20 protein-coding genes and 1 pseudogene are annotated in these 19,229 nt (G+C 70.3%); 18 read left to right on the top strand and 3 right to left on the bottom strand.

All coding sequences use genetic code 11. From position 1 onward, the window contains the following. Positions 1–73 precede the first annotated feature (73 nt). The 8 genes from VF612_RS08845 to VF612_RS08810 all read left to right on the top strand — a co-directional run bounded on the left by VF612_RS08845 (position 74) and on the right by VF612_RS08810 (position 8,436). A complete protein-coding gene (locus VF612_RS08845; protein WP_408659488.1) occupies positions 74–1,378 on the top strand; it encodes a DegT/DnrJ/EryC1/StrS family aminotransferase in 1,305 nt (434 codons plus the stop codon). Positions 1,379–1,386: 8 nt separating this feature from the next. Continuing rightward, positions 1,387–2,553 carry an MFS transporter gene (locus tag VF612_RS08840; RefSeq protein ID WP_408659487.1) on the top strand — a complete coding sequence of 389 codons (1,167 nt, stop codon included), beginning with the start codon at positions 1,387–1,389 and terminating at the stop codon, positions 2,551–2,553. 12 nt (positions 2,554–2,565) lie between these two features. Then, entirely contained in the window at positions 2,566–3,669 is a 1,104-nt protein-coding gene (locus VF612_RS08835) for a sulfotransferase (RefSeq protein WP_408659486.1), read from the top strand. Then, the gene (locus VF612_RS08830; protein ID WP_408659485.1) at positions 3,653–4,486 is read left to right on the top strand and encodes an SDR family NAD(P)-dependent oxidoreductase; all 834 of its coding nucleotides are present in this window, start codon (positions 3,653–3,655) and stop codon (positions 4,484–4,486) included. The genes VF612_RS08835 and VF612_RS08830 overlap by 17 nt, the downstream gene beginning before the upstream one ends. A gap of 44 nt (positions 4,487–4,530) precedes the next feature. Next, the gene (locus tag VF612_RS08825; RefSeq protein ID WP_408659484.1) at positions 4,531–5,373 is read left to right on the top strand and encodes a class I SAM-dependent methyltransferase; all 843 of its coding nucleotides are present in this window, start codon (positions 4,531–4,533) and stop codon (positions 5,371–5,373) included. Positions 5,374–5,446: 73 nt separating this feature from the next. Next, a complete protein-coding gene (locus VF612_RS08820; RefSeq protein WP_408659483.1) occupies positions 5,447–6,328 on the top strand; it encodes a family 3 encapsulin nanocompartment shell protein in 882 nt (293 codons plus the stop codon). A gap of 6 nt (positions 6,329–6,334) precedes the next feature. After that, positions 6,335–7,723 carry an NAD(P)/FAD-dependent oxidoreductase gene (locus VF612_RS08815; protein ID WP_408659482.1) on the top strand — a complete coding sequence of 463 codons (1,389 nt, stop codon included), beginning with the start codon at positions 6,335–6,337 and terminating at the stop codon, positions 7,721–7,723. A gap of 17 nt (positions 7,724–7,740) precedes the next feature. Next, the gene (locus VF612_RS08810; RefSeq protein ID WP_408659481.1) at positions 7,741–8,436 is read left to right on the top strand and encodes an aspartate/glutamate racemase family protein; all 696 of its coding nucleotides are present in this window, start codon (positions 7,741–7,743) and stop codon (positions 8,434–8,436) included. A 24-nt stretch (positions 8,437–8,460) separates the two neighbouring features. On the opposite strand, the gene VF612_RS08805 is transcribed toward VF612_RS08810, so the two are convergent. Then, the gene (locus tag VF612_RS08805; RefSeq protein WP_408659480.1) at positions 8,461–8,952 is read right to left on the bottom strand and encodes a DUF6328 family protein; all 492 of its coding nucleotides are present in this window, start codon (positions 8,950–8,952) and stop codon (positions 8,461–8,463) included. Between the two features lie 108 nt (positions 8,953–9,060). On the opposite strand from VF612_RS08805, the gene VF612_RS08800 reads away from it, so the two are divergent. Next, the gene (locus tag VF612_RS08800; RefSeq protein ID WP_408659479.1) at positions 9,061–9,945 is read left to right on the top strand and encodes a DUF72 domain-containing protein; all 885 of its coding nucleotides are present in this window, start codon (positions 9,061–9,063) and stop codon (positions 9,943–9,945) included. Here VF612_RS08800 and VF612_RS08795 read toward each other — a convergent pair. Next, positions 9,938–10,828 (bottom strand): Rieske 2Fe-2S domain-containing protein, encoded by an 891-nt coding sequence (locus VF612_RS08795; RefSeq protein WP_408659478.1) that lies wholly within the window; start codon positions 10,826–10,828, stop codon positions 9,938–9,940. The two genes, VF612_RS08800 and VF612_RS08795, sit on opposite strands and share 8 nt — an antisense overlap. Before the next feature lie 185 nt (positions 10,829–11,013). Between VF612_RS08795 and VF612_RS08790 the strand changes: the two genes are divergently transcribed. From VF612_RS08790 to VF612_RS08750, 9 genes are all read left to right on the top strand, one after another. Beyond that, complete coding sequence (locus tag VF612_RS08790; protein ID WP_408659477.1) at positions 11,014–11,451, top strand: helix-turn-helix domain-containing protein; 438 nt, start codon at positions 11,014–11,016, stop codon at positions 11,449–11,451. Positions 11,452–11,466: 15 nt separating this feature from the next. Further along, positions 11,467–12,483 carry a hypothetical protein gene (locus tag VF612_RS08785; protein ID WP_408659476.1) on the top strand — a complete coding sequence of 339 codons (1,017 nt, stop codon included), beginning with the start codon at positions 11,467–11,469 and terminating at the stop codon, positions 12,481–12,483. A gap of 101 nt (positions 12,484–12,584) precedes the next feature. Then, positions 12,585–12,881 (top strand): DUF2516 family protein, encoded by a 297-nt coding sequence (locus tag VF612_RS08780; protein WP_408653261.1) that lies wholly within the window; start codon positions 12,585–12,587, stop codon positions 12,879–12,881. Between the two features lie 170 nt (positions 12,882–13,051). Continuing rightward, the gene (locus VF612_RS08775; RefSeq protein ID WP_408659475.1) at positions 13,052–13,198 is read left to right on the top strand and encodes a hypothetical protein; all 147 of its coding nucleotides are present in this window, start codon (positions 13,052–13,054) and stop codon (positions 13,196–13,198) included. A 306-nt stretch (positions 13,199–13,504) separates the two neighbouring features. Then, the gene (locus VF612_RS08770) at positions 13,505–14,788 is read left to right on the top strand and encodes a family 1 glycosylhydrolase (RefSeq protein WP_408659474.1); all 1,284 of its coding nucleotides are present in this window, start codon (positions 13,505–13,507) and stop codon (positions 14,786–14,788) included. A 2-nt stretch (positions 14,789–14,790) separates the two neighbouring features. Further along, complete coding sequence (locus VF612_RS08765; protein ID WP_408659473.1) at positions 14,791–15,957, top strand: glycosyltransferase; 1,167 nt, start codon at positions 14,791–14,793, stop codon at positions 15,955–15,957. Further along, entirely contained in the window at positions 15,954–16,253 is a 300-nt protein-coding gene (locus VF612_RS08760; RefSeq protein WP_408659472.1) for a hypothetical protein, read from the top strand. The genes VF612_RS08765 and VF612_RS08760 overlap by 4 nt, the downstream gene beginning before the upstream one ends. Beyond that, positions 16,250–17,431, top strand: a complete 1,182-nt coding sequence (glf, locus tag VF612_RS08755; RefSeq protein WP_408659471.1) for a UDP-galactopyranose mutase — start codon at positions 16,250–16,252, stop codon at positions 17,429–17,431. The genes VF612_RS08760 and glf overlap by 4 nt, the downstream gene beginning before the upstream one ends. A gap of 93 nt (positions 17,432–17,524) precedes the next feature. Next, positions 17,525–18,529 (top strand): family 43 glycosylhydrolase, encoded by a 1,005-nt coding sequence (locus VF612_RS08750; RefSeq protein WP_408659470.1) that lies wholly within the window; start codon positions 17,525–17,527, stop codon positions 18,527–18,529. An 83-nt stretch (positions 18,530–18,612) separates the two neighbouring features. Here the strand turns inward: VF612_RS08750 and VF612_RS08745 are convergent. Further along, a pseudogene (locus tag VF612_RS08745) lies at positions 18,613–19,229 on the bottom strand (ATP-dependent DNA ligase); the annotation flags it as partial.

Here is a 19,229-nt window from a genome sequence, read left to right as displayed (position 1 = left end):
ACTCGGGTGTGCGGGTCGCCGTACCGCAGGGCATTCCCACCCGGAATGACCGTCCCGCGAAGGAGTATGAACGTTGACCGTCAACGAGGATCTCGTAGCCCGCACGTCCGATGCAGGCGATTCGGACGCCCCGCTGGCGATCGACGGGGGTGTGCCGGTCCGCACCACGCCCTGGCCCACCTACGACAAGGGCGCGGTCTTCGTCCAGCCCGAGGACGAGGAAGCCGCGATGCGCGCCATCCGCAGTCACCTTTTCTTCCGCTATGACTACCGGCCGTACACCGAGACCGAATGCGGGCAGTTCGAGCGTGAGCTGTGTGACTACTTCGGCACCCAGCACGCCCTCGCGGTCACCAGCGGAACCGCCGCGCTGGCGCTGGCGATCATGGCCGCCGGCATCGCGCCCGGCTCGCTGATCGCCTGTCCGGGCTTCACGTTCGTGGCCACCCCCTCTGCCATCGTGCTGGCCGGCTGCCGGCCGCTGCTGGTCGAGGTCACCGAGGACCTGCACATGGACCTGGCGGACCTGCGCCGCCGCTGGACGCCCGAGATCAAGGCGATCATGGTGGTGCACATGCGCGGCTTCGGCTCCGACGTCGAGGCGCTGACCGACTTCGCCGCCGAGATGGGCGTGCCGCTGTTCGAGGACGCGGTGCCCGCGCTCGGCGCCGAGCTCAACGGCCGCAAGCTCGGCACCTTCGGCCTGGCCGGTGGCTTCAGCACCCAGTCGGACAAGTCGCTGAACTCCGGCGAGGGCGGTTTCATGCTCACCAACGACAGCGCGCTGTACGCCCGCGCGGTGGTGCTCGCCGGCGCCTACGAGGGCCGGGTCGGACGGCACTTCACCGACGGCCCGCAGCCGTTGGACACCGACCTGAGCCTGCCGCTGCTCAGCATGCGGATGGACGAGATCCGCGCCGCCCTGCTGCGCTCGGAGCTGGTGCGGCTGCCGCAGCGGCTGGCCTGCTTCCACCGCAACTACGACTACGTCGCCACCGGGCTGGCCGACGTCGAGGGCATCTGGATCCGCCAGCCGGTCGCGCCGGGCGCCTACCTCGGCGAGGCGTTCATCTTCCGGGTGCCCGGCGGGCAGGCCCAGTGGTTCGCCGACGCGCTGTGCGCCGAGGGCATCGACGCCCGCCTGCTGGGCTCGGCCCGCGACACCAACGTCCGGGCGTTCTGGAACTGGCGGTTCCTGTTCCCCGGCGCCGAGGTCGACGAGATCAAGGCCCAGCTGCCGGTCACCACCGGCTACCTGGAGGACGCCGTCGACGTGGCGCTGTCGTCCACGCTGTCCGAAGAGGACTGCGACGACCTGATCACCGCGGTCCGCCGCATAGCGCGGTCCCTGCAGCAGCACTCCGGCGGGGTGGGGTAGCCGCGACGATGACAGCAGTCGCAGCTACCGATGCACTACCCCGCAAGGCCCTGGCCGGTCCGTTCGGCGGCCTGTTCTTCGGCTACCTGGGCCTGACGGCTGCGATTCCGGTGTTGCCCGGCTACGTCCGGGACCGCTATGACGCCTCGGACCTGCTGGTCGGGCTGGTGGTCACCGCCACCGCGCTCACCGCGCTGCTGATCCGGCCGCTGGCCGGTGGACAGGCCGACTACCGGGGCAACCGGCTGGTGATGCAGGCCGGCGCGGTGCTGCTGGCGCTCGGCGGGCTGGCCTACTTCCTGCCGATCGGGTTGACCGGCCTGGTCGTGAACCGGCTGGTGCTCGGCGTCGGCGAGGCAGCGCTGTTCACCGCCGGCGCGGTGTGGGTGGTCTCGCTGGCGCCGCACAGCCGGCGGGGTCAGCTGATCGGGCTGTACGGCGTGAGCATGTGGGGCGGCATCTCGGCCGGCACCTTCCTTGGCGCGGTGCTGCAGAACATCAGCTACTCCGCGGTCTGGACGCTGTGCATGCTGGCTCCGCTGGTGGGCCTGGCGCTGATCAGCTCCGCCCCGGCTCCGGCCCGCCCGTCCGGGCCCCGCAAGTCGGCCGGGCTGATGCTGCGCCCGGCGCTGACGCCCGGACTGGCGCTGGCGCTGGCCGCCGGTGGCTACGCGGCGCTGGCGGCCTTCGTGGTGCTGCACCTGGAGGATCGCGGCGTCGGCTCCGGCGTCGTGGTGCTCAGCTGCTTCAGCCTGGTCTACGCCGGCACCCGGCTGTTCATCGGCCGGCTGCCGGACAAGTACGGTCCCCGGCCGGTGGCCACGGTATGCGCCGTCTGCGAGGCGGTGGGCCTGCTGATCATCGCCGTCGCGCCGAACCTGGCGATCGCCATCCTCGGCAGCCTGGTGATGGGCGTCGGGTTCTCGCTGCTGCACCCGTCGCTGGCGTTGATGGTGATGAACCGCACCGACAGGAGCCAGCAGGGAGCAGCGCTGGGGGCGTATACCTCGTTCTGGGACCTGGGCGTGGCAGTCTGGGGCCCCTTGGGCGGCGTGATCGCCGGCGCCCTGGGATACGAGGCCGTCTTCGTGGTCGGCGCCTGCTGTGCGGGGGTGTCCGCGGTGATGGCCCTGTTGATCGCCGAGCCGAGCGTTCAGCCGGCGACGGTGGCGTAGAGAGGAGAGCCCGTGGAGGACTCGGACAGCAGCAGGACGCCCAACCCGGAGAGCACGGCAGCGGAGGCGGACGACCTCACCATCCTGTGCATCACCGGATGGTGCCGCAACGGCAGCACCATCCTCGGCAACGTGCTCAACGAGGTGCCCGGCTTCTTCCATGTCGGCGAGATCCACTTCCTCTGGAAGAACTCCGCCGGCCTCGGGGTGAACAACCTGTGCGGCTGCGGCGCCACGCTGACCGAGTGCCCGGTGTGGTCGGAGATCCTGCCGGTCGGACGGCCGGCAGGCGTCTCGCCGATCGAGCACGCCAAGAACGTGATCCGGCGCCAGCGCGCGGTGGTGCGCACCCGGCACACCTGGCGGGTGATGCGCAACGGCATCGACTCTTCCGACCTCACCGAACACGCGGAGTTGATGACGGCCGTCTACCGGGCGGTGGCCGAGCGGACCGGTTCCCGGGTGCTGGTGGACACCACCAAGATCCCGGGCGAGGCGTCCCTGCTGCCGCGGCTGCCCGGCATCCGGACGGTGTTCGTGCACCTGGTCCGCGATCCGATGGCGGTATCGAACTCCTGGCGGACGCCGAAGGACTACGTCTACACGATGTCGGCAGGCAAGAACACCGCCTACTGGCGCGCCTTCAACATCGCCTCCCGGGCCATCCTGCGCCGGTACCCGCAGCAGTCGATGCTGCTGCGCTACGAGGACTTCATCGCCGACCCGGCCGGCACCGTCGACACCCTGCTGCGGATGTGCGGCGCCGATCCGGCCGGCAACCCGGTGCACGGGCAGACCGTCTCGCTGCACACCAACCACACCACGACCGGCAATCCGGACCGGTTCCGCACCGGCGAGACGGTGATCCGGCCCACCGACGAGTCCTGGCGCACCAGCCTGCCCCTGCCGGCCCGGCTGGCCACCACGGTGGTGGCCTGGCCGATGGCCTGGCGCTACGGCTACCGCGCGCTCGGCGGCCTGCGGGTGCCGGCCCGGCCGGTGACCACCCCGCCCCGGCTCGTGACCGCCCCGACCGTCCCGTCCCGGCCGGTGACCGCCCCGGCAGCGCCGGCCGAGCCAGCTTTGGAGGACGGGTCCGTTGGATCTGGGTCTTGAGAACAAGGTCGCGCTGGTCGCCGGGGGCTCCAGCGGGATCGGCTTGGCGGTGGCCACCGAGCTTGCCCGGGAGGGCGCCCATGTGGCGATCGCGGGCCGGGACGCCGACCGGCTGCAGGCGGCCGTCCACAGCCTGCAGGAGGTCGCCCGCGGCGGCCGGATCACCGGCGCCAGCCTGGACCTGACCGACGCCGACGCCGCCCGGCGCTGGGTGGATGAGGTGGCCGCCGAGTTCGGCGCGCTGCACATCGTGCTGGTCAGCGGCAGCAGCCCGCCGATCGGCACGGCCTCCCGGTTCGCCCTGGAGGACTACCAAGCCGCGGTGGACCGGGTGCTCTACCCGGCGGTCACCCTGGCGCTGACCGCGATCGAGCACCTGCGGGCCGCGGGCTGGGGACGGCTGCTGTTCGTGGCGTCGGAGACCGCGGTCACGCCGATCGCGCCGCTGGTGCTGTCCGGGCTCACCCGGGTGGCGCTGGTCCGCTTCGCCCAGGGGCTGGCCGCCGATCTCGGTCCGGCCGGCATCACCGTCAACGTGCTGGCGCCGGGCACCGTGCGCACCCCGCCGATCGAGCGGGCCGCGGCCCGGCTGACCGCCGACGACGGCGACATCGAGGCCACCCTCGCCTCGATCGGCGCGCACTGCGCCCTGGGCCGGCTGGCCCGGCCGGAGGAGGTCGGCGCCATGGCCGCGTTCCTGGCCAGCGAGCGCGCCTCGTTCGTCACCGGCGCCGTCCACCTGATCGACGGGGGCGCCAGCATCGTCGGCCCGCACCTGCCGCACCTGACCGGCACCGCCTCCGACACCTTCACCTGAGCACAGTTCCACCACCGCGCACCGCACGTCACGAAAGGGAGAGCATGTCCACCACCGGCCAGACCTTCACCGAGCAGGACGTCCAGAGCTTCTTCGATCAGACCCACCAGACCTACCTGAACTTCTGGGACAGCGAGGGCGTGCTGCACACCGGCTACTTCAACGGCGAGTACGACCACGACTACCACGCCGCGGCCGACCGCACCTCGGACGTGGTGGCTACCGAAGCCGGCATCACTGCCTCGTCCTACGTGCTCGACGTCGGCTGCGGGTGCGGCCCGTTCCTGCTGTACCTGGCGCGGCGCTTCGGGTGCCGCGGTGAGGGCCTGGACCTGAGCATCGAGCGGATCAACTTCGCCCGGCAGCAGGTCAGCGGCGAGAACGCCGGGCTCGATCTCAACTTCACCCACGGCTCGGCCACCGCGATGCCGTACCCGGACAACACCTTCACCCACGTGGTCAGCCAGGACGCGCTGTGCCTGATCCCGGACAAGCCGAAGACCCACTCCGAGGTGTTCCGGGTGCTGCAGCCCGGCGGCGTCTTCGCCTTCTCCGACTTCCTGCAGCCCAAGCCCGACATCAGCGAGCGGGGCCGCAAGCACGTCTATGACCGGGTGCGCTGGAACAGCGGCTACTCCTTCCTCGGCTACCAGCAGGCGCTGGAGGAGGCCGGCTTCGTGGTCACCCACGCTCGCAACCTCGAGCCGCAGATCCGCCAGACCTACCGGGTGATCGGCAAGGCGGCGACCGAGCGGGCCGCCGAGACCGACGACCCGGCCGCCCGGGACTGGATGCTGGCCTTCGCCGAGTCCTGTGGTGAGATCGAGCTGGCGATCGACCGTGGCGAATTCGGCTGGGGGATCTTCGTCGCTCGCAAGCTGGCCTGACGCCCGTTCGCTGGCCTGACGCCCGTCCGCTGGGCTGATGCCCGTCCGAGAATTTCCCGACAGAAAGGCAGAGATGGCAATCCCTGGTCCCAGTGAGGTCAAGCGAACCCTCGCCGAGGTGGTCGCCGAACGCAAGCAGCAGCTGTCACCGGGCCGCCGGTTCGTCGAGGCGTACGAGAGGGACGGCCTGAACGCCGCGGTGGACTTCGATGTGACGATCACCGATTCGGTGTCCAGCCATCGCCGCAAGCCCCGCTACCCGACCCGGAACATGTTCAAGATCGTCAACCTCTCGACCGAGGACCGGCGGTTCTACTACCACGAGACCACCGCGCGGCCGGACGAGGCCGAGGTCCCGCACGGCCGGGAGCGGCGGGAGCTTGCCAACCACTTCCACAAGTCGCCGGTGCCGGAGCTGCTGACCACCCAGGCCTGGGTGCAGCTGCCCGAGGGCCTGTGGGAGGACCCGGTGGCCTTCGAGTCGTTCATCAACTCCAGGCTGGTGCTCCGGCTGTCCACCGCCGAGAACTACACCATCCTGTGCGGGGAGACCGGGCTGCTCGGCATGCCCGGTGTCACCCGCCTGACGTCCAAGGCGCCGTTCAGCTCCACCATCCTGGCCGCGTGCGACGAGGTCGAGCAGATGGGCTGCACGGCCGACGGCCTGGTTCTCAACCCGGTGGACTACTACCGCTACCTGGAGAACAGCCAGCTGATCGACACCCTGGAGCGCAACGGCGTCTTCATCGTCCGCACCCGGCTGGTGGAGCCGGGCACCGCGCTGGTCGGCGACTTCGGGCACGGCGCGGAGCTCTTCGACGCCGGCCGCTCGACGATGCGGTTCGCCGAGCCGCCGCCGGGGACGTTCACCGAGCCCGGGATCGCGGTGAAGGCCGAGATCTACGAGCGGGTGGTGCTGAACCTGCCGTTCACCTTCTTCCTGGTGACCTTGTAGGCCGCCATGCCAGACCGGCCACGGGCCAGCACGTCCAGCACCGCCAGCACGTCCGACGCGTCCCGCGAACCGGACGTGCTGGTGATCGGTGGTGGCGTCGCCGGGCTGTGGTGCGCGTACTTCCTACGGCTCGCGGGCCATACCGTCACCGTGCTGGACCGCAACGCGGTGGGCGATCCGGTCTCCTGCTCCTCCGGCAACACCGGGTTCGTGGCCAACGGCGGGGTTCCGCTGGCCGGTCCGGGCGTGCTGCGCAACGGGCTGGTCTCGATGCTGCGTCCGGACGACCGGCTGGCCCTGCCACCGACCGTGGACCGCCGGCGCCTGGAGTGGATCCGCCAGCTGCACCTGGCGGGCAACGCCGACCAGGTGCAACGCAGCGCCGCCTCGATGATGGAGTTCAAGCGGCGCAGCCTGGAGATCCTGCACCAGCTGCGGGTCAGCGACCAGCCGCATCCGGACTTCATCCCGACCGGGGTGGTGCAGGCCTACAAGACCGCGGAGGCCTTCGACCGGGCCCGCCGGGCGCTGCCCCAGGCGGTCGCGAACGGCATCCGGCTGCGGGTCCTGGAGCCCGAGGAGCTGCGGACGCTGGAGCCGGACACCGAGTTCGACATCGCAGGCGCGCTGTACAACGAGGGCGGCGGCTTCCTGCGGGTGCCCGGCTTCGTGGTCTCGCTGGCCCGGACGCTGACCGAGATGGGCGTCCACCTGGTCGAGGACTGCACGGTCGAGGGTTTCGAGGTGGCCGGGCGCACGGCGGTGGGCGTGCGGACCAACCTCGGCGAGTTCCGCCCGCGCGAGATCGTGGTGGCTGCGGGCAGCTGGTCGGCGGCGCTGGCCCGGATGCTGGACCTGGACCTCCAGCTGCAACCGGTCCGGGGCTACACCATCACGGTGCGCAGGCCTGACAACGGGCCACGCGGCCTGGTGCTGCTGGTGGAGGGGACGGTGGCGGTGCGGCCGTTCTCCGATCAACTGCGTTATGGAGGCGACATGGTGCTGGCCGGCCTGGACAACTCGGTCTCCCGGCGGCGGGTCGCGCGGGTGCTGCGGACGGTGCACGCGCACCTGCCCGCGCTGGACCGTACCGAGGTGCTGCAGGTGTGGACCGGGTTGCGGCCCTGCACCCCGGACAGCCTGCCGTTCATCGGACGGGCGCCGGCCTATGACAACGTCACCGTCGCGGCCGGCCACGGCCACAACGGCATGGGACTGACCCCGGTGGGCGGCCAGCTGGTCGCCCAGCTGCTCGACGGCGCCACCCCGGTGATGGACCTCGCGCCGTTCCGGCTCGACCGCTACAGCGCGCCGCCGTCCTGGCTGCGGCCCCGGGGCGCCAAACCCCGGCCCGCCGGACACTCCGCCAGCCCGGCTGCCGGCGGCGTCCGGTGACCGGCGGAGCGGCGTCCATGCCGACCGAGCCGCCGATCGGGGTGATCGGCCTGGAGACCATCTTCACCAAGATCCCGGGCCACATCCGCAACCCGAGCACCTTCGACTACCCGGTGATCTACGAGGTGGTCGCGGGCGCCACCGCCGAGCGGGTGGTGACCCAGGCCGACCCGACCCTGATCGAGCCGTTCCGGCAGGCCGCGCAGAAGCTGCAGGCGCGTGGCGCGGCCGCCGTCACCACCGGGTGCGGGTTCCTGGTGCTGTTCCAGGAGCAGCTGGCCGACGCGGTGACCGTGCCGCTGTTCTCCTCCAGCCTGATCCAGCTGCCGATGGTGCACCGGATGATGGCCGCCGACCAGCACGTGGGCGTGCTGACCGCCAAGCAGGCTTCGCTGACCCCGCGGCACCTGGCAGCGATCGGCGCCGAGTCGGTGCCGATCAAGGTGGCCGGCATGGAGGATCAGCCGGAGTTCCGCGAGGTGATGCTGGAGGGCCGGCGTGCCGAGCTGGACGTCGAGCGGATGCGTGGCGAGGTGCTGACGGTGGCCGCCCGGCTGGCCGGGGACCAGTCACTCGGCGCAGTGGTCCTCGAGTGCACCGATCTGGTGCCGTTCGCCAGCGACATCCAGCGGCTGCTCGCGGTTCCGGTGTTCGACATCGTGACGCTGACCAACATGGCGCATGCGGCCGTCACCCGCCGTCCGTACCGCTAGCGGCCGCACGAGCCCGGAAGGGGCTCAGCTGTTCTGCTCGGCGCGACGGCGCGACAGCGGCAGCACCACCCACAGGCTGATGAACAGCACGGCCAGCACGGCGGTCACCGTCACGGCGAAGCCCCGTCCGACGACGTAGTCGAAGATCAGCAGGACGCCGCTGAGCACGGCCAGCAGCAGGAAGCTGGTGCCCGCCAGCGCCAGCGCGTTGGTGATCTGTACCAGCTCGTCCTTCAGGCCCTGCCGGAACGTCAGCCGGTGGAAGGCCACCGGCGCGACCAGCAGCGCGATGGACAGCGTGCAGAACAGCAGGGTGATCACGTAGATGGTGCGCTGCACATCGTCGAGTGTCTGGAAGCGTTGCTGGAACGCGATCGAGAGCATGAAGGCGAACAGGATCTGCACGCCGGTCTCGGCAACCCGCAGCTCCTGCAGCAGCTCGCCGTAGTTGCGATCCAGCCTGTCGGCTTCCGACTCGTCCCGAGGGTCGGAACCGGAGTCCTTGGCTTGTCCCACGTGTGGTTCCCTTCGTCGTCGGCGGTTGCCCAGCCTCGCACATCGCCGACGCCGGTCGCTCCGGCGAACGATATGCGGCCTGCAAGCCGTGCGCCTAGGTTGAGAGGCATGAACGCCTGGGTGGGCATCTCCGGTTGGATATACCAGCCGTGGCGTGGCGACTTCTATCCCAAGGGCCTGCCACAGCGGCAGGAACTCGCCTACGCCGCCTCCCGGCTGTCCTCGATCGAGATCAACGGCTCGTTCTACTCGCTGCAGCGACCCGGCAGCTATCACCGCTGGGCGGCCGAGACCCCGCCGGGCTTCGTGTTCTCGGTCAAGGGCGGCCGCTTCATCACCCACATGAAGAAGCTGCGCGACGTCGACACGCCCCTGGCCAACTTCTTCGGCTCCGGGGTGCTGGCGCTGCAGGACAAGCTGGGCCCGCTGCTGTGGCAGCTGCCGCCGAACCTGCCCTTCGACGCCGACCGGCTGACCGACTTCTTCACCAGCCTGCCGGCCTCGACCGGCGAGGCCGCCTACCTGGCCCGCCGGCACGACGAGCGGATAGCCGGACGCGCCTGGACGGGGGTGCTGCAGGACCGGCCGCTGCGGCATGCGCTGGAGGTCAGGCACGACAGCTACCGGACGCCGGCCTTCGCCGAGTTGCTGCGCGAGCTCGGCGTCGGCCTCGTGGTCGCCGACACGGCCGGGCGCTGGCCGCAGCTCTTCGACGTCACCGCCGACTTCGTCTACGTCCGGCTGCACGGCGCCCAGGAGCTCTACGTCAGCGGCTACAGCGATGCCGAGCTCACGGTGTGGGCCGATCGGATCCAGGCCTGGACCGGCGCCGGCCTGGACGTCTTCGTCTACTTCGACAACGACGTCAAGGTGCACGCGCCCTATGACGCCCAGGCGTTGCAGGCCCAGCTGGACGGCCGGGCTGCACCCGCCGCCCGGCCCGCTGTACCCGACGACCTGGCCGCCCGGACCGCCATGCCGGCGCTCAGCTGATCGGTTCGGTCCGCAACGAGGCGGGCTCGTCGCGGTGCCGCAGCTGGATCGAGCCGTAGCGGGTCCGGACCTCGTAGGCGCGCTGGCTGCGGGTGGCCGGCCCGGCCAGCACCTGCCCGTCGCTGACCCGGAACTTGCTGTCGTGCCACGGGCAGACGATGCAGCCGTCGCTGAACTCGCCCTCGTGCAGCGGGCCGCCGCGGTGGGTGCACCGGTCGGCGATGGCGTAGAGCTGGCCACCGGTCCGCACCAGCAGCACCGGCAGCTTGTCGTCATAGACCAGGGTGGGCTGGTCGTCGACCAGGTCGGCCTCGGGCAGCACGTCGGTCCAGTCCTCGGAGGCGTGATCGAAGGCGGTGGTGTCCACGCCTACGCCGCGGGCGTAGCTCAGGTGGCCGCCCAGCCAGCCGGTGACGCCCAGAAGCACCGCTCCGGAGGCTGCCAGCGCGACCCCCAGCGCGTGCCGCTGCCGGCGCCGGGCCAGCCAGCTGCCGGTGTAGAGCACCACCGCGACATCGTTGCCCAGCGCATGCACGAAGCCCACCCGGCGTTCGGCGTGCATGGTGTCGGCCCAATCGTTGACGCCGGCCATCGCTGCCGGGATCGCCGACGCGACACCCAGTCCGACCAGCTTCCGGGCCGGCGCCCGGCCGGCCTTGCCGCCGGCCAGGTCCAGGTAGCTGGCAGCCAGCCAGGAGCCGAGCGGCACCCCCACCAGGATCGGATGCAGCGGATGTCCGACGGCCGTGCCGCTGAGCAGGTTGCGCAGCGCGGTGGATCGGTTCAGCCGCTTGGACGCCAGGTCGGCAAGCCGGTCCGCGGCCGGATCCAGCGCGGTGGTCCGCTCGATCCGGCCCACCAGGTCTTCGAGGGTGCGATTCATCTGCCAACTCAGCATGCTCGGCCTTACCCGGGCGCGCAGGACGCCGGCCCGTGTGCTCGAAAGGGGCTGTGCGTTCAGCCAAGCCGACACTAGCGCGGACCGCTCCGCAGGCTCGACTATGAGCCTGCCCACAACTGCTAGCAGCCCGCTTGCAATAGCTAGCACCACCCGGCAGGGTGGAGAACGTGAACGTGGACGGGATCAAGGAGACAGCCGCCAAGGCGCCGCTGATCGGCGTCGGCACCATCGGCGACTTCATCCGCGAGCAGCGCCAGCAGGCCCAGGTGTCGCTGCGCCAGCTCTCCAAGCTCGCCGGGGTCTCCAACCCCTACCTGTCCCAGGTCGAGCGCGGGCTGCGCAAGCCGAGCGCGGAGATCCTGCAGCAGATCGCCAAGGGCCTGCGCATCTCCGCCGAGCAGCTCTACGTGCGGGCCGGGATCCTGGAGGACCGGCCGGGTGGGTCGGAGCTGATCCCGGCCATCCTCGCCGACCAGGGCCTGACCGAGCGCCAGAAGAACGTCCTCGTCGAGATCTATGAATCTTTCCGCCGTGAGAATCGCGCAGCCGGCCTCGACCCGACGCCTGCCGCAGCACGGCCGAACGCCGCCGACGCGGCATCTTGAGAAGGAGTTACCCCTATGTCGATCGCCACTGACGTCCGTGCCTACGCCGACCTGGCGCTGGAGCAGGGCAAGAACGTGCTGAGCCAGGCCGGGACCGCGGTGAGCACCGCCAACCAGCGGCTTGCCGCCGACGGGCCGAAGACGGTGTTCGCCGCCCTCGGTGTCGCCGACCTGGTGGCCGCCACCGTGACCAAGCAGGCCGAGCTGCTCGGCAAGCAGGCTGAGATGCTCGGCAAGCGGGTCGAGACGCTGCCCGCCGACGCCGCCGAGAACGTCGCCAGGATGCAGGGCACCGGCAGGTCGCTGATCAGCAAGACCCAGGACGACGCGCTGACCCGGATCACCGAGCTGCGGGACCGGCTGGACACCGGCGTGGACTCGGTCAAGGCGCTGCCGATGCTGTCGGTCACCGCCGCCAGCATCACCACCGTCTACCTCAGCAACGCCAAGCAGGCCTTCGGCAAGCTCGCCACCCGCGGCGAGGCCCGGCTGGCCGAGCTGCGCAACGATCCGCGGGTCACCCGTGTGCTCGGTGACCTGGACGAGGCATCCTCGACGCTCCAGGCGCGGCTGGCGCCGGTGCTGGGCTCGGTTCGCTCCGAGGTGGTTCCCTACCTGGACTCCGCCGTCGACACGATCAAGGCCGCTGATCTGGAGCCCGCTACCCAGCCGAGCCGTACGAGCACCGCTCGGCGGCGTGCTGCCGGCACCCGGGCCGCGTCCGCCTCCCGCAACGGCACTGCCCGGAGCGCCGCGACGACGCGCTCGACCGGCCGCGCCGCCAAGGCCACCGCGGACGACGCGGGCAAGGCCGCAGCCAAGGCGACCAGCAGCCCGCGCAAGGCGGCGGACAAGGCCACCAGCAGCCCGCGCAAGGCGGCGGACAAGGTCACCAGCAGCCCGCGTAAGACGGCAGCCAAGGCCACCAGCAGCCCGCGCAAGGCCGCGGCCAAGGCCACCAGCAGCTCGCGCAAGGCAGCGGCGGCCAAGACGACCGCCCAGGCCCGGAAGGCTCCGGCCACCAAGGCCTGACCCCCGGTCGCGGCGATCAGCCGCGCCTGCCTAGATGTTGTGCCCCGGCCCTGAATCCGTTCGGGCCGGGGCACAGCTCATTTGTGGATTAGGCTGGTGCTGTGCAGACCATCAACAACATCGAGAACGGCCTGCTTCTGGTGCTGTTCCTGGGAGTGCTGGCCTTACAGCTCTGGGCGTTGGTCGACTGCATCACCCGCAAGGCGCCAGCTTTTCCCGCTGCCGGCAAGCTGACCAAGCCGACCTGGATCCTGCTGACCGCGGTGGCGGTCGCCCCGGTCGCCCTGCTGCAGGATGTCACCAACCTGCTGGCCTACATCGGCATCATCGTCAGCTCCGTGTACCTGGCCGACGTCCGGCCCGCGGTCCGCGAGATCAGCGGCCCGTCCCGCTGGTAGCGGAGACGAGCCAGCCGGCTCAGAAACCGGCCCACCGATGCCCAAGGGGCCCGGCGCGGATCAGCACACGCGCGCCAGTGCCGGTCCCGGCCGCCCGGTAATCTGACGCCATGGTTGAGCATCCGGACGAAAGCCGCGTTGAAGCACGAGCACATCTCGGTCCAGAGGAGTTGGCAGCCGGCAGCGATGACCCGCACCGGCAGGCCGAGATCATCCTGGAGGACTCCGACGCGCGCACCGAGGACCCGGAGGGGACCAGGCACGACTCCTCCCAGGCCCCGGACCGGGCGGATGAGGAGCCGGCGCGGGAAGCGTAGCCACCCCGGCTGACCGTCGCTGCAGACAGTTCCGCCCGCGCGAGGCCACCGCGCTGGAGCGCCTGATCGAGGCCGGGTCAGGCGCCGGTGATCTACGCGCTGGCCACCATTGTGGCAAAGCGTGCGACCGGCAAGGTATCATGACTCCTAGCTGGAACAGCAGCCCGTTCCGCTGCCCTACCTGGCAGCGCGTTGAAGCCAAGCACCTGTTGACCGACTGAGTGCTTCCTAAGGGGCTCCCGCGTGTACCCAGCTGTCTCCAGAACCACCGACCTCTCTCCGCTGCCTGCCGTGGGCAGGACCGTGGTGGCAGGTTATGAAAGCACCTATCTCCCGGGTTACCGGACCGACCTGATCGAGGTCACCGGGCATTCCCAGCTCTGGCGCACCGATCTCGACGACCTCCTGGCAGCCGGGGTACGGCACCTGCGTTACCCGCTGCGCTGGCAGCAGATCGAGCCCGAACCCGGCCGTTACGACTGGTCGGAGACCGACCGGGTGCTCGACTACCTGCGTGCGGCCGGCGCCGTGCCGATCGTCGATCTGGTGCACCACACCAGCTATCCGGACTGGTTGCGTGACGGCTTCCGTGACCCCGGCTTCGCGCCGGCGCTGGTGCGCTACGCCGAGGCGGTGGCCGTGCGGTACCCGTGGCTGCCCGCGTACACGCTGTTCAACGAGCCGTTCGCCACGCTTCATCTGGCCGGGCACGAGGGATTGTGGCCTCCATATGACCGCGGCATGAGCGGGTTCGTGCGGCTCGCCCGCTCGGTGCTGCCGGCCATCAACCAGGCCGCCGAATGCTGGGCGGAGCTGCTTCCCGACGCCCACCACGTCTGGGTCGACACCGCCGAGCACCATGCCGGCAGCCAGGCGTGCCAGGACTACGTCCAGTTCACCAATGATCGACGGCATATCTTCCTGGATCTGATGCTGGGTCACGACCTGGACCCGGACCGGCCGTTCGTCGCCGAGTTCGTGCGGGCCGGTGGCGGCCCGCTGCTGGAGCTGCCGCCACGGCGGGTCGATGTCGTGGGACTGGACTACTACTGCCACTCCGAGTGGTACTACGACGAGAGCGGCGCCTACGCGCCGTCGCCGCAGCCGATCGGTTTCGCCGCGATCGCCGAGCAGTACTTCACCCGGTACGGCCTGCCGCTGATGCTGACCGAGACGAACCTGCGCGGCTTGCCCTCGGACCGGATCTCCTGGCTGCGCTACATGGTCGAGCAGTACGACCTCGCGCTGGAGCGGGGCCTGCCGCTGCACGGTTTCTGCTGGTTCCCCCAGGTGGACTCCTGTGACTGGGACTCGTTGCTGGCGCGCACCGCCGGACGCGTCGACCCGGTTGGCGTTCTCAGCATCGATCCCGTCACCAAGGCCCGTGAACGAACCGATTTCACCGGCGCATGGGAGAAGGTGGTCATCGGCTCCGGCGCCGAGGCCCTGCCTGCCTACCGGTTCCAGCCCCCATGCGATGTCCTCTTAGCCGGTTTACAACCCACCTTGCGGCACTGGCCGTGGCAGGACCCGCCCGATGAACTCGCGAGCGCCGCCGTCGCCGTTCCGCCGTTTTCCATGGAGGTTTGAAGATGAATGACCGTCGGTCTCAACCCGACCTTGTAGTGCTGTCCCACCTGCGCTGGACCTGGGTCTGGCAGCGTCCACAGCACCTGGTCTCGCGGTTCGCGCTGCAGCGGGCCAAGGCGGGCGCCCGGACCTGGTTCGTGGAGGAGCCGATCGCCGCCGATGTCCAGCAGCCACAGATCCGGTCAGAGCAGCAGGACGGCATCACCCGGGTATGGCTGGAGGTGACGGGGCCGAACGATCCGACCGGATCCATCAGCTTCAATGACCCGCGCGCCGCCAACTACCCGGCGCTGCTCGCCGAGTTGCTCGCCGAGCAGGGCTGCGGATCGTCGCCAGACCTCTGGCTGTACACCCCGATGGCCTACGACATCGGCAAGGGCCTGGATGCCGGCAGGCTGATCTATGACGTGATGGATGACCTGTCATCCTTCCGACACGCGCCCGAGGGGCTCCGGTTGCGCCAGCGGCAGTTGCTGAGCGTGGCCGACGTGGTGTTCACCGGCGGGCGTTCGCTGCACCGCGGCATCCTCGGCCAGCGCAGGCATGCGGTGTACCTGTTCCCCAGTGGAGTCGAGCAGGAGCACTACGCGGCCTCCCGAGAGCTGCGCCGCGAGCGCAGCTCCAAGGTCGCCGGCTACGTAGGGGTGATCGACGAGCGGGTGGATCTGGATCTCATCGCGCAGCTGGCCGCGGCGCTGCCTGACTGGACGGTGCGGATGGTCGGGCCGGTCACCAAGATCGAGGAGTCCAGCCTGCCTCAGGCCAGCAACATCGACTATGTCGGAATGGTGCCCTACCGGCAGTTGCCGCAGGTTATGGCCGGCTTCGATGTCGCCCTGATGCCCTTCGCGCTCAACGAGGCCACCCGGGCGATCAGTCCTACCAAGACGTTGGAGTACCTCGCCGCCGGGCTTCCGGTGGTCTCCACCCGGGTGCCCGATGTGGTGGCCGACTACGCCGATGTGGTGCACCTGGCCGATGACGGCGACGAGTTCGCTGCAGCCTGCCGTGAAGTGGTCACCCACGAGCTTTCCGACCGGGACCGCAAGGCGAAGCCGATTCAGGGCCGTCAGGAATGGAACTACATCGCGACCGCGATGAGCCGGTTGCTCGATGAGCGCCCCAGCGCGTCCGAGTACCGCGAAGTGGAAGAGGAGGTGACGGTGTGACCGCGGCGCCGACGACCCTCACCCACGAGCTCGAGCAGGCCCACCGGCAGGGTGTCATCGCGGCGAGCCATGGCCTGCAGGATGCCGCGCTGGGCTCGCTTCGCCTTACCGGATCGGGGGTTCCCGTCCTCGCCGAGGCAGCGGTGTCCTCCGCCACACCGTTCCTGCGAGCACCGTTGTTGAGCAGGATCTTCAATGCCCTGCGGATACATCCGATTCAGGGTGACGACCAGGGCCGGTGTCCGGCCTGCCGGGTGCCCGCGCCCTGCCAGACCGCACAGGAGTTGAACCCGTGACCGCGACCGTAACCACCGAGGAGCTGCGCGCCGCCGATCTCATCGTGGTGGGATCGGGTTTCTTCGGCCTGACGGTGGCCGAGCGGATCGCCGAACAGCACGGCAAGCGGGTGCTGGTGCTGGAGATCCGCGATCACCTCGGCGGCAACGCCTATTCCGAGATCGAGCCCAGCACCGGCATCGAGGTGCACCGGTACGGAGCGCACCTGTTCCACACCTCGAACGAGCGGGTGTGGGACTACGTCAACCGCTTCACCACCTTCACCGGCTATCAGCACCGGGTCTTCACCGTGAGCAAGAGCCGGGTGTATCCGATGCCTATCAACCTGGCGACGATCTGCGAGTACTTCGGCGCGCACTTCAGCCCGTCCCAGGCGAGGCAGCTGATCCGCCAGCAGGCGGCGGAGGTCGGCGACGAGGTCCCGGACAACCTGGAGCGCAAGGCCATCGCCTCGATCGGGCGGCCGCTGTACGAAGCCTTCGTGCGCGGTTACACCGAAAAGCAATGGCAAACCGATCCGCGTGAGCTGCCGGCCGACGTGATCAGCCGGTTGCCGGTGCGCTACACCTTCGACAACCGTTACTTCAACGACAAGTACGAGGGCCTGCCCACCGACGGTTACACCGCCTGGCTCGAGCGGATGGCCGATCACCGCAACATCACCGTGCGGCTGAGCACCGATTTCTTCGACCTCCGCTCCCGGATCCCGGCCGGTGTCCCGATCGTCTACACCGGCCCGCTCGACCGGTACTTCGACTACGCCGAAGGCGAGTTGGGCTGGCGGACGCTGGACTTCGAACAGGAGGTGCTCGACGTCGGGGACTTCCAGGGCACGCCGGTGATGAACTACGCCGATTCGGACGTGCCGTGGACCCGGATCCACGAGTTCCGCCACTTCCACCCGGAGCGGGCGCACTACCCCGAGGACCGCACCGTCATCGTCCGCGAGTACTCCCGGCAGGCCGGGCGCGCCGATGAGCCGTACTACCCGGTGAACACCGAGCGGGACCGGGCGGTGCTGGCCCGCTACCGCGACCGCGCCGCGGCGGAGCCGGACGTCTACTTCGGCGGCCGGCTGGGGACCTACAAGTACCTCGACATGCACATGGCGATCGCGTCCGCCTTCTCGCTGGTGGACAACGAGTTGGCCGGACGGTTCGCTACGGCGGGGAACTAGCGTCCCGGCGCGTCGGACGCCCTCGCTACCATCGCTCGAGGCCTGACCGGGTCGCTCGGCGTCCCTTTGATCGGAGAGCATCACGTGACCTCGATGGCAGCCTTGGGCGTGGCCCTGGTTCCGGAGCCGGACGTCGACCAGGGCGACCCGTTCCTGGTCGAGGTGCCGGCCGACCAGCGCTCGCAGCAGCCGTTCCGGTTCTACGTCTACGTCTCCGGGACCGGCTTTCCGGTGTACGGGTCCAACAGCCTGCTGGACCCGGCCGGGTGGCAGCGAGTCGGGGACAGCTACCCCGGCATCGGTGTGGACCGGTGGTGCTGGGCGCCCTGCGTCCGGTACGTGCCCGGTCTGGAGCGGCCCTGGGTGATGCTCTACTCCCGGGCCAAGGGCGCCGGGGAGACCGAAGGACACCAGGAGCACCGGCTGCGGCGGGCAGACAGCACCTCACCGGCCGGCCCGTTCGCCGACTCCGGTGAGGTGCTGACGCCGGACCTGGACTTCGCGATCGATCCCGACGTGCACCGCTCGGCCGATGGCAGCCACTGGCTGTACTTCGCGGTCGACTTCGTCACCGACGAGCCGTACGGCACCGGCATCGTCCGGGCGAGGATCAGCCCGGATCTGCGACGCCTGGAGTCCGAGCCTTCGGTGATCGCCCGGCCGCAGGCGGAATGGCAGCTCTACGACGCCAACCGGTCGATGCCGTGGAAGCACATCCCCGGAGTGCGGTGGGACCGGTCGGAGACGGTGCGCTGGTCCACGATCGAGGGACCCGCGGCGATCACGGCGCCGCACGGCCGCGAGGTGGTGCTCTACAGCGGTGGCAACTTCGCCGACTTCTACGGGATCGGGGTGGCAGCCCAGGACCCGGCCGGCCAGCAGTGGCTGGATCTGAGCCCGTCGCCGGAGGACAGCCTGCTGGGGCCCGACCCCGCGGCCGGCCTGTTCGGGCCGGGCCACTGCAGCGTGATCACCAGCGACGGCGTCGCGTACCTGTGCTACCACTTCCGCAACGCGCCGTCGGCGGCACGTCAGTTCGCCGTGGTGCCGCTGCGCTGGGATCCGGAGACCGACCTGCCGCGGCTGGCGATCGGATAGCTGTACGCGCCTCTGACGACCTGATCGTGGCAGGGCTCGATCAGGTCGGCCCGCTGCGGCAACGCTGTGCTGCCTGGTAGCGGTCAGTCCGGGCGGTCGGCCGCGGTGTCGACCCCGGCCGCGGTGGCGAAGGCCCGGACCGTGTCGATGGTGTCGGCTTCGGCGGCGGTCTTGTCGTCCCGGTAGCGCAGCACCCGCGCGAAGCGCAGCGCCACCCCACCGGGATAGCGGGAGGAGCGCTGCACGCCGTCGAACGCGATCTCTACGACCTGCTCGGGACGCACCCGTACGACGTAGCCGTTGGTCGGGCCGTCGGCCAGTTCGGTGAACCGGCGGGTCTGCCAGTCGAGCATGGCGTCGGTCATGCCCTTGAAGGTCTTGCCCAGCATGACGAAGCCACCGGTCCGCTCATCCCTGGCGCCGAGGTGGATGTTGGAGAGGGTGCCCCGCCGGCGGCCAGAGCCCCATTCCACGGCCAGCACCACGAGGTCGAGGGTGTGCACCGGCTTGACCTTCAACCAGCCGGCGCCGCGCCGGCCGGCCTCGTACGGGGCGGTGGGTGACTTGGCGACCACACCCTCGTGGCCGTGGGCCAGGGCGTCGTCCAGGAACGCCTGCGCCTCGGCGGCCTCGGAGGTGACCAGCCGGGGCACCCGGCCGGTGGCCGGGGCCACCTCGGCGAGCGCCTCGGCCCGCCGCG

This window comes from Jatrophihabitans sp. (assembly GCF_036388195.1).
Classification (GTDB): domain Bacteria; phylum Actinomycetota; class Actinomycetes; order Mycobacteriales; family Jatrophihabitantaceae; genus Jatrophihabitans_A.
This window is presented reverse-complemented; position numbering and strand designations above follow the sequence as displayed.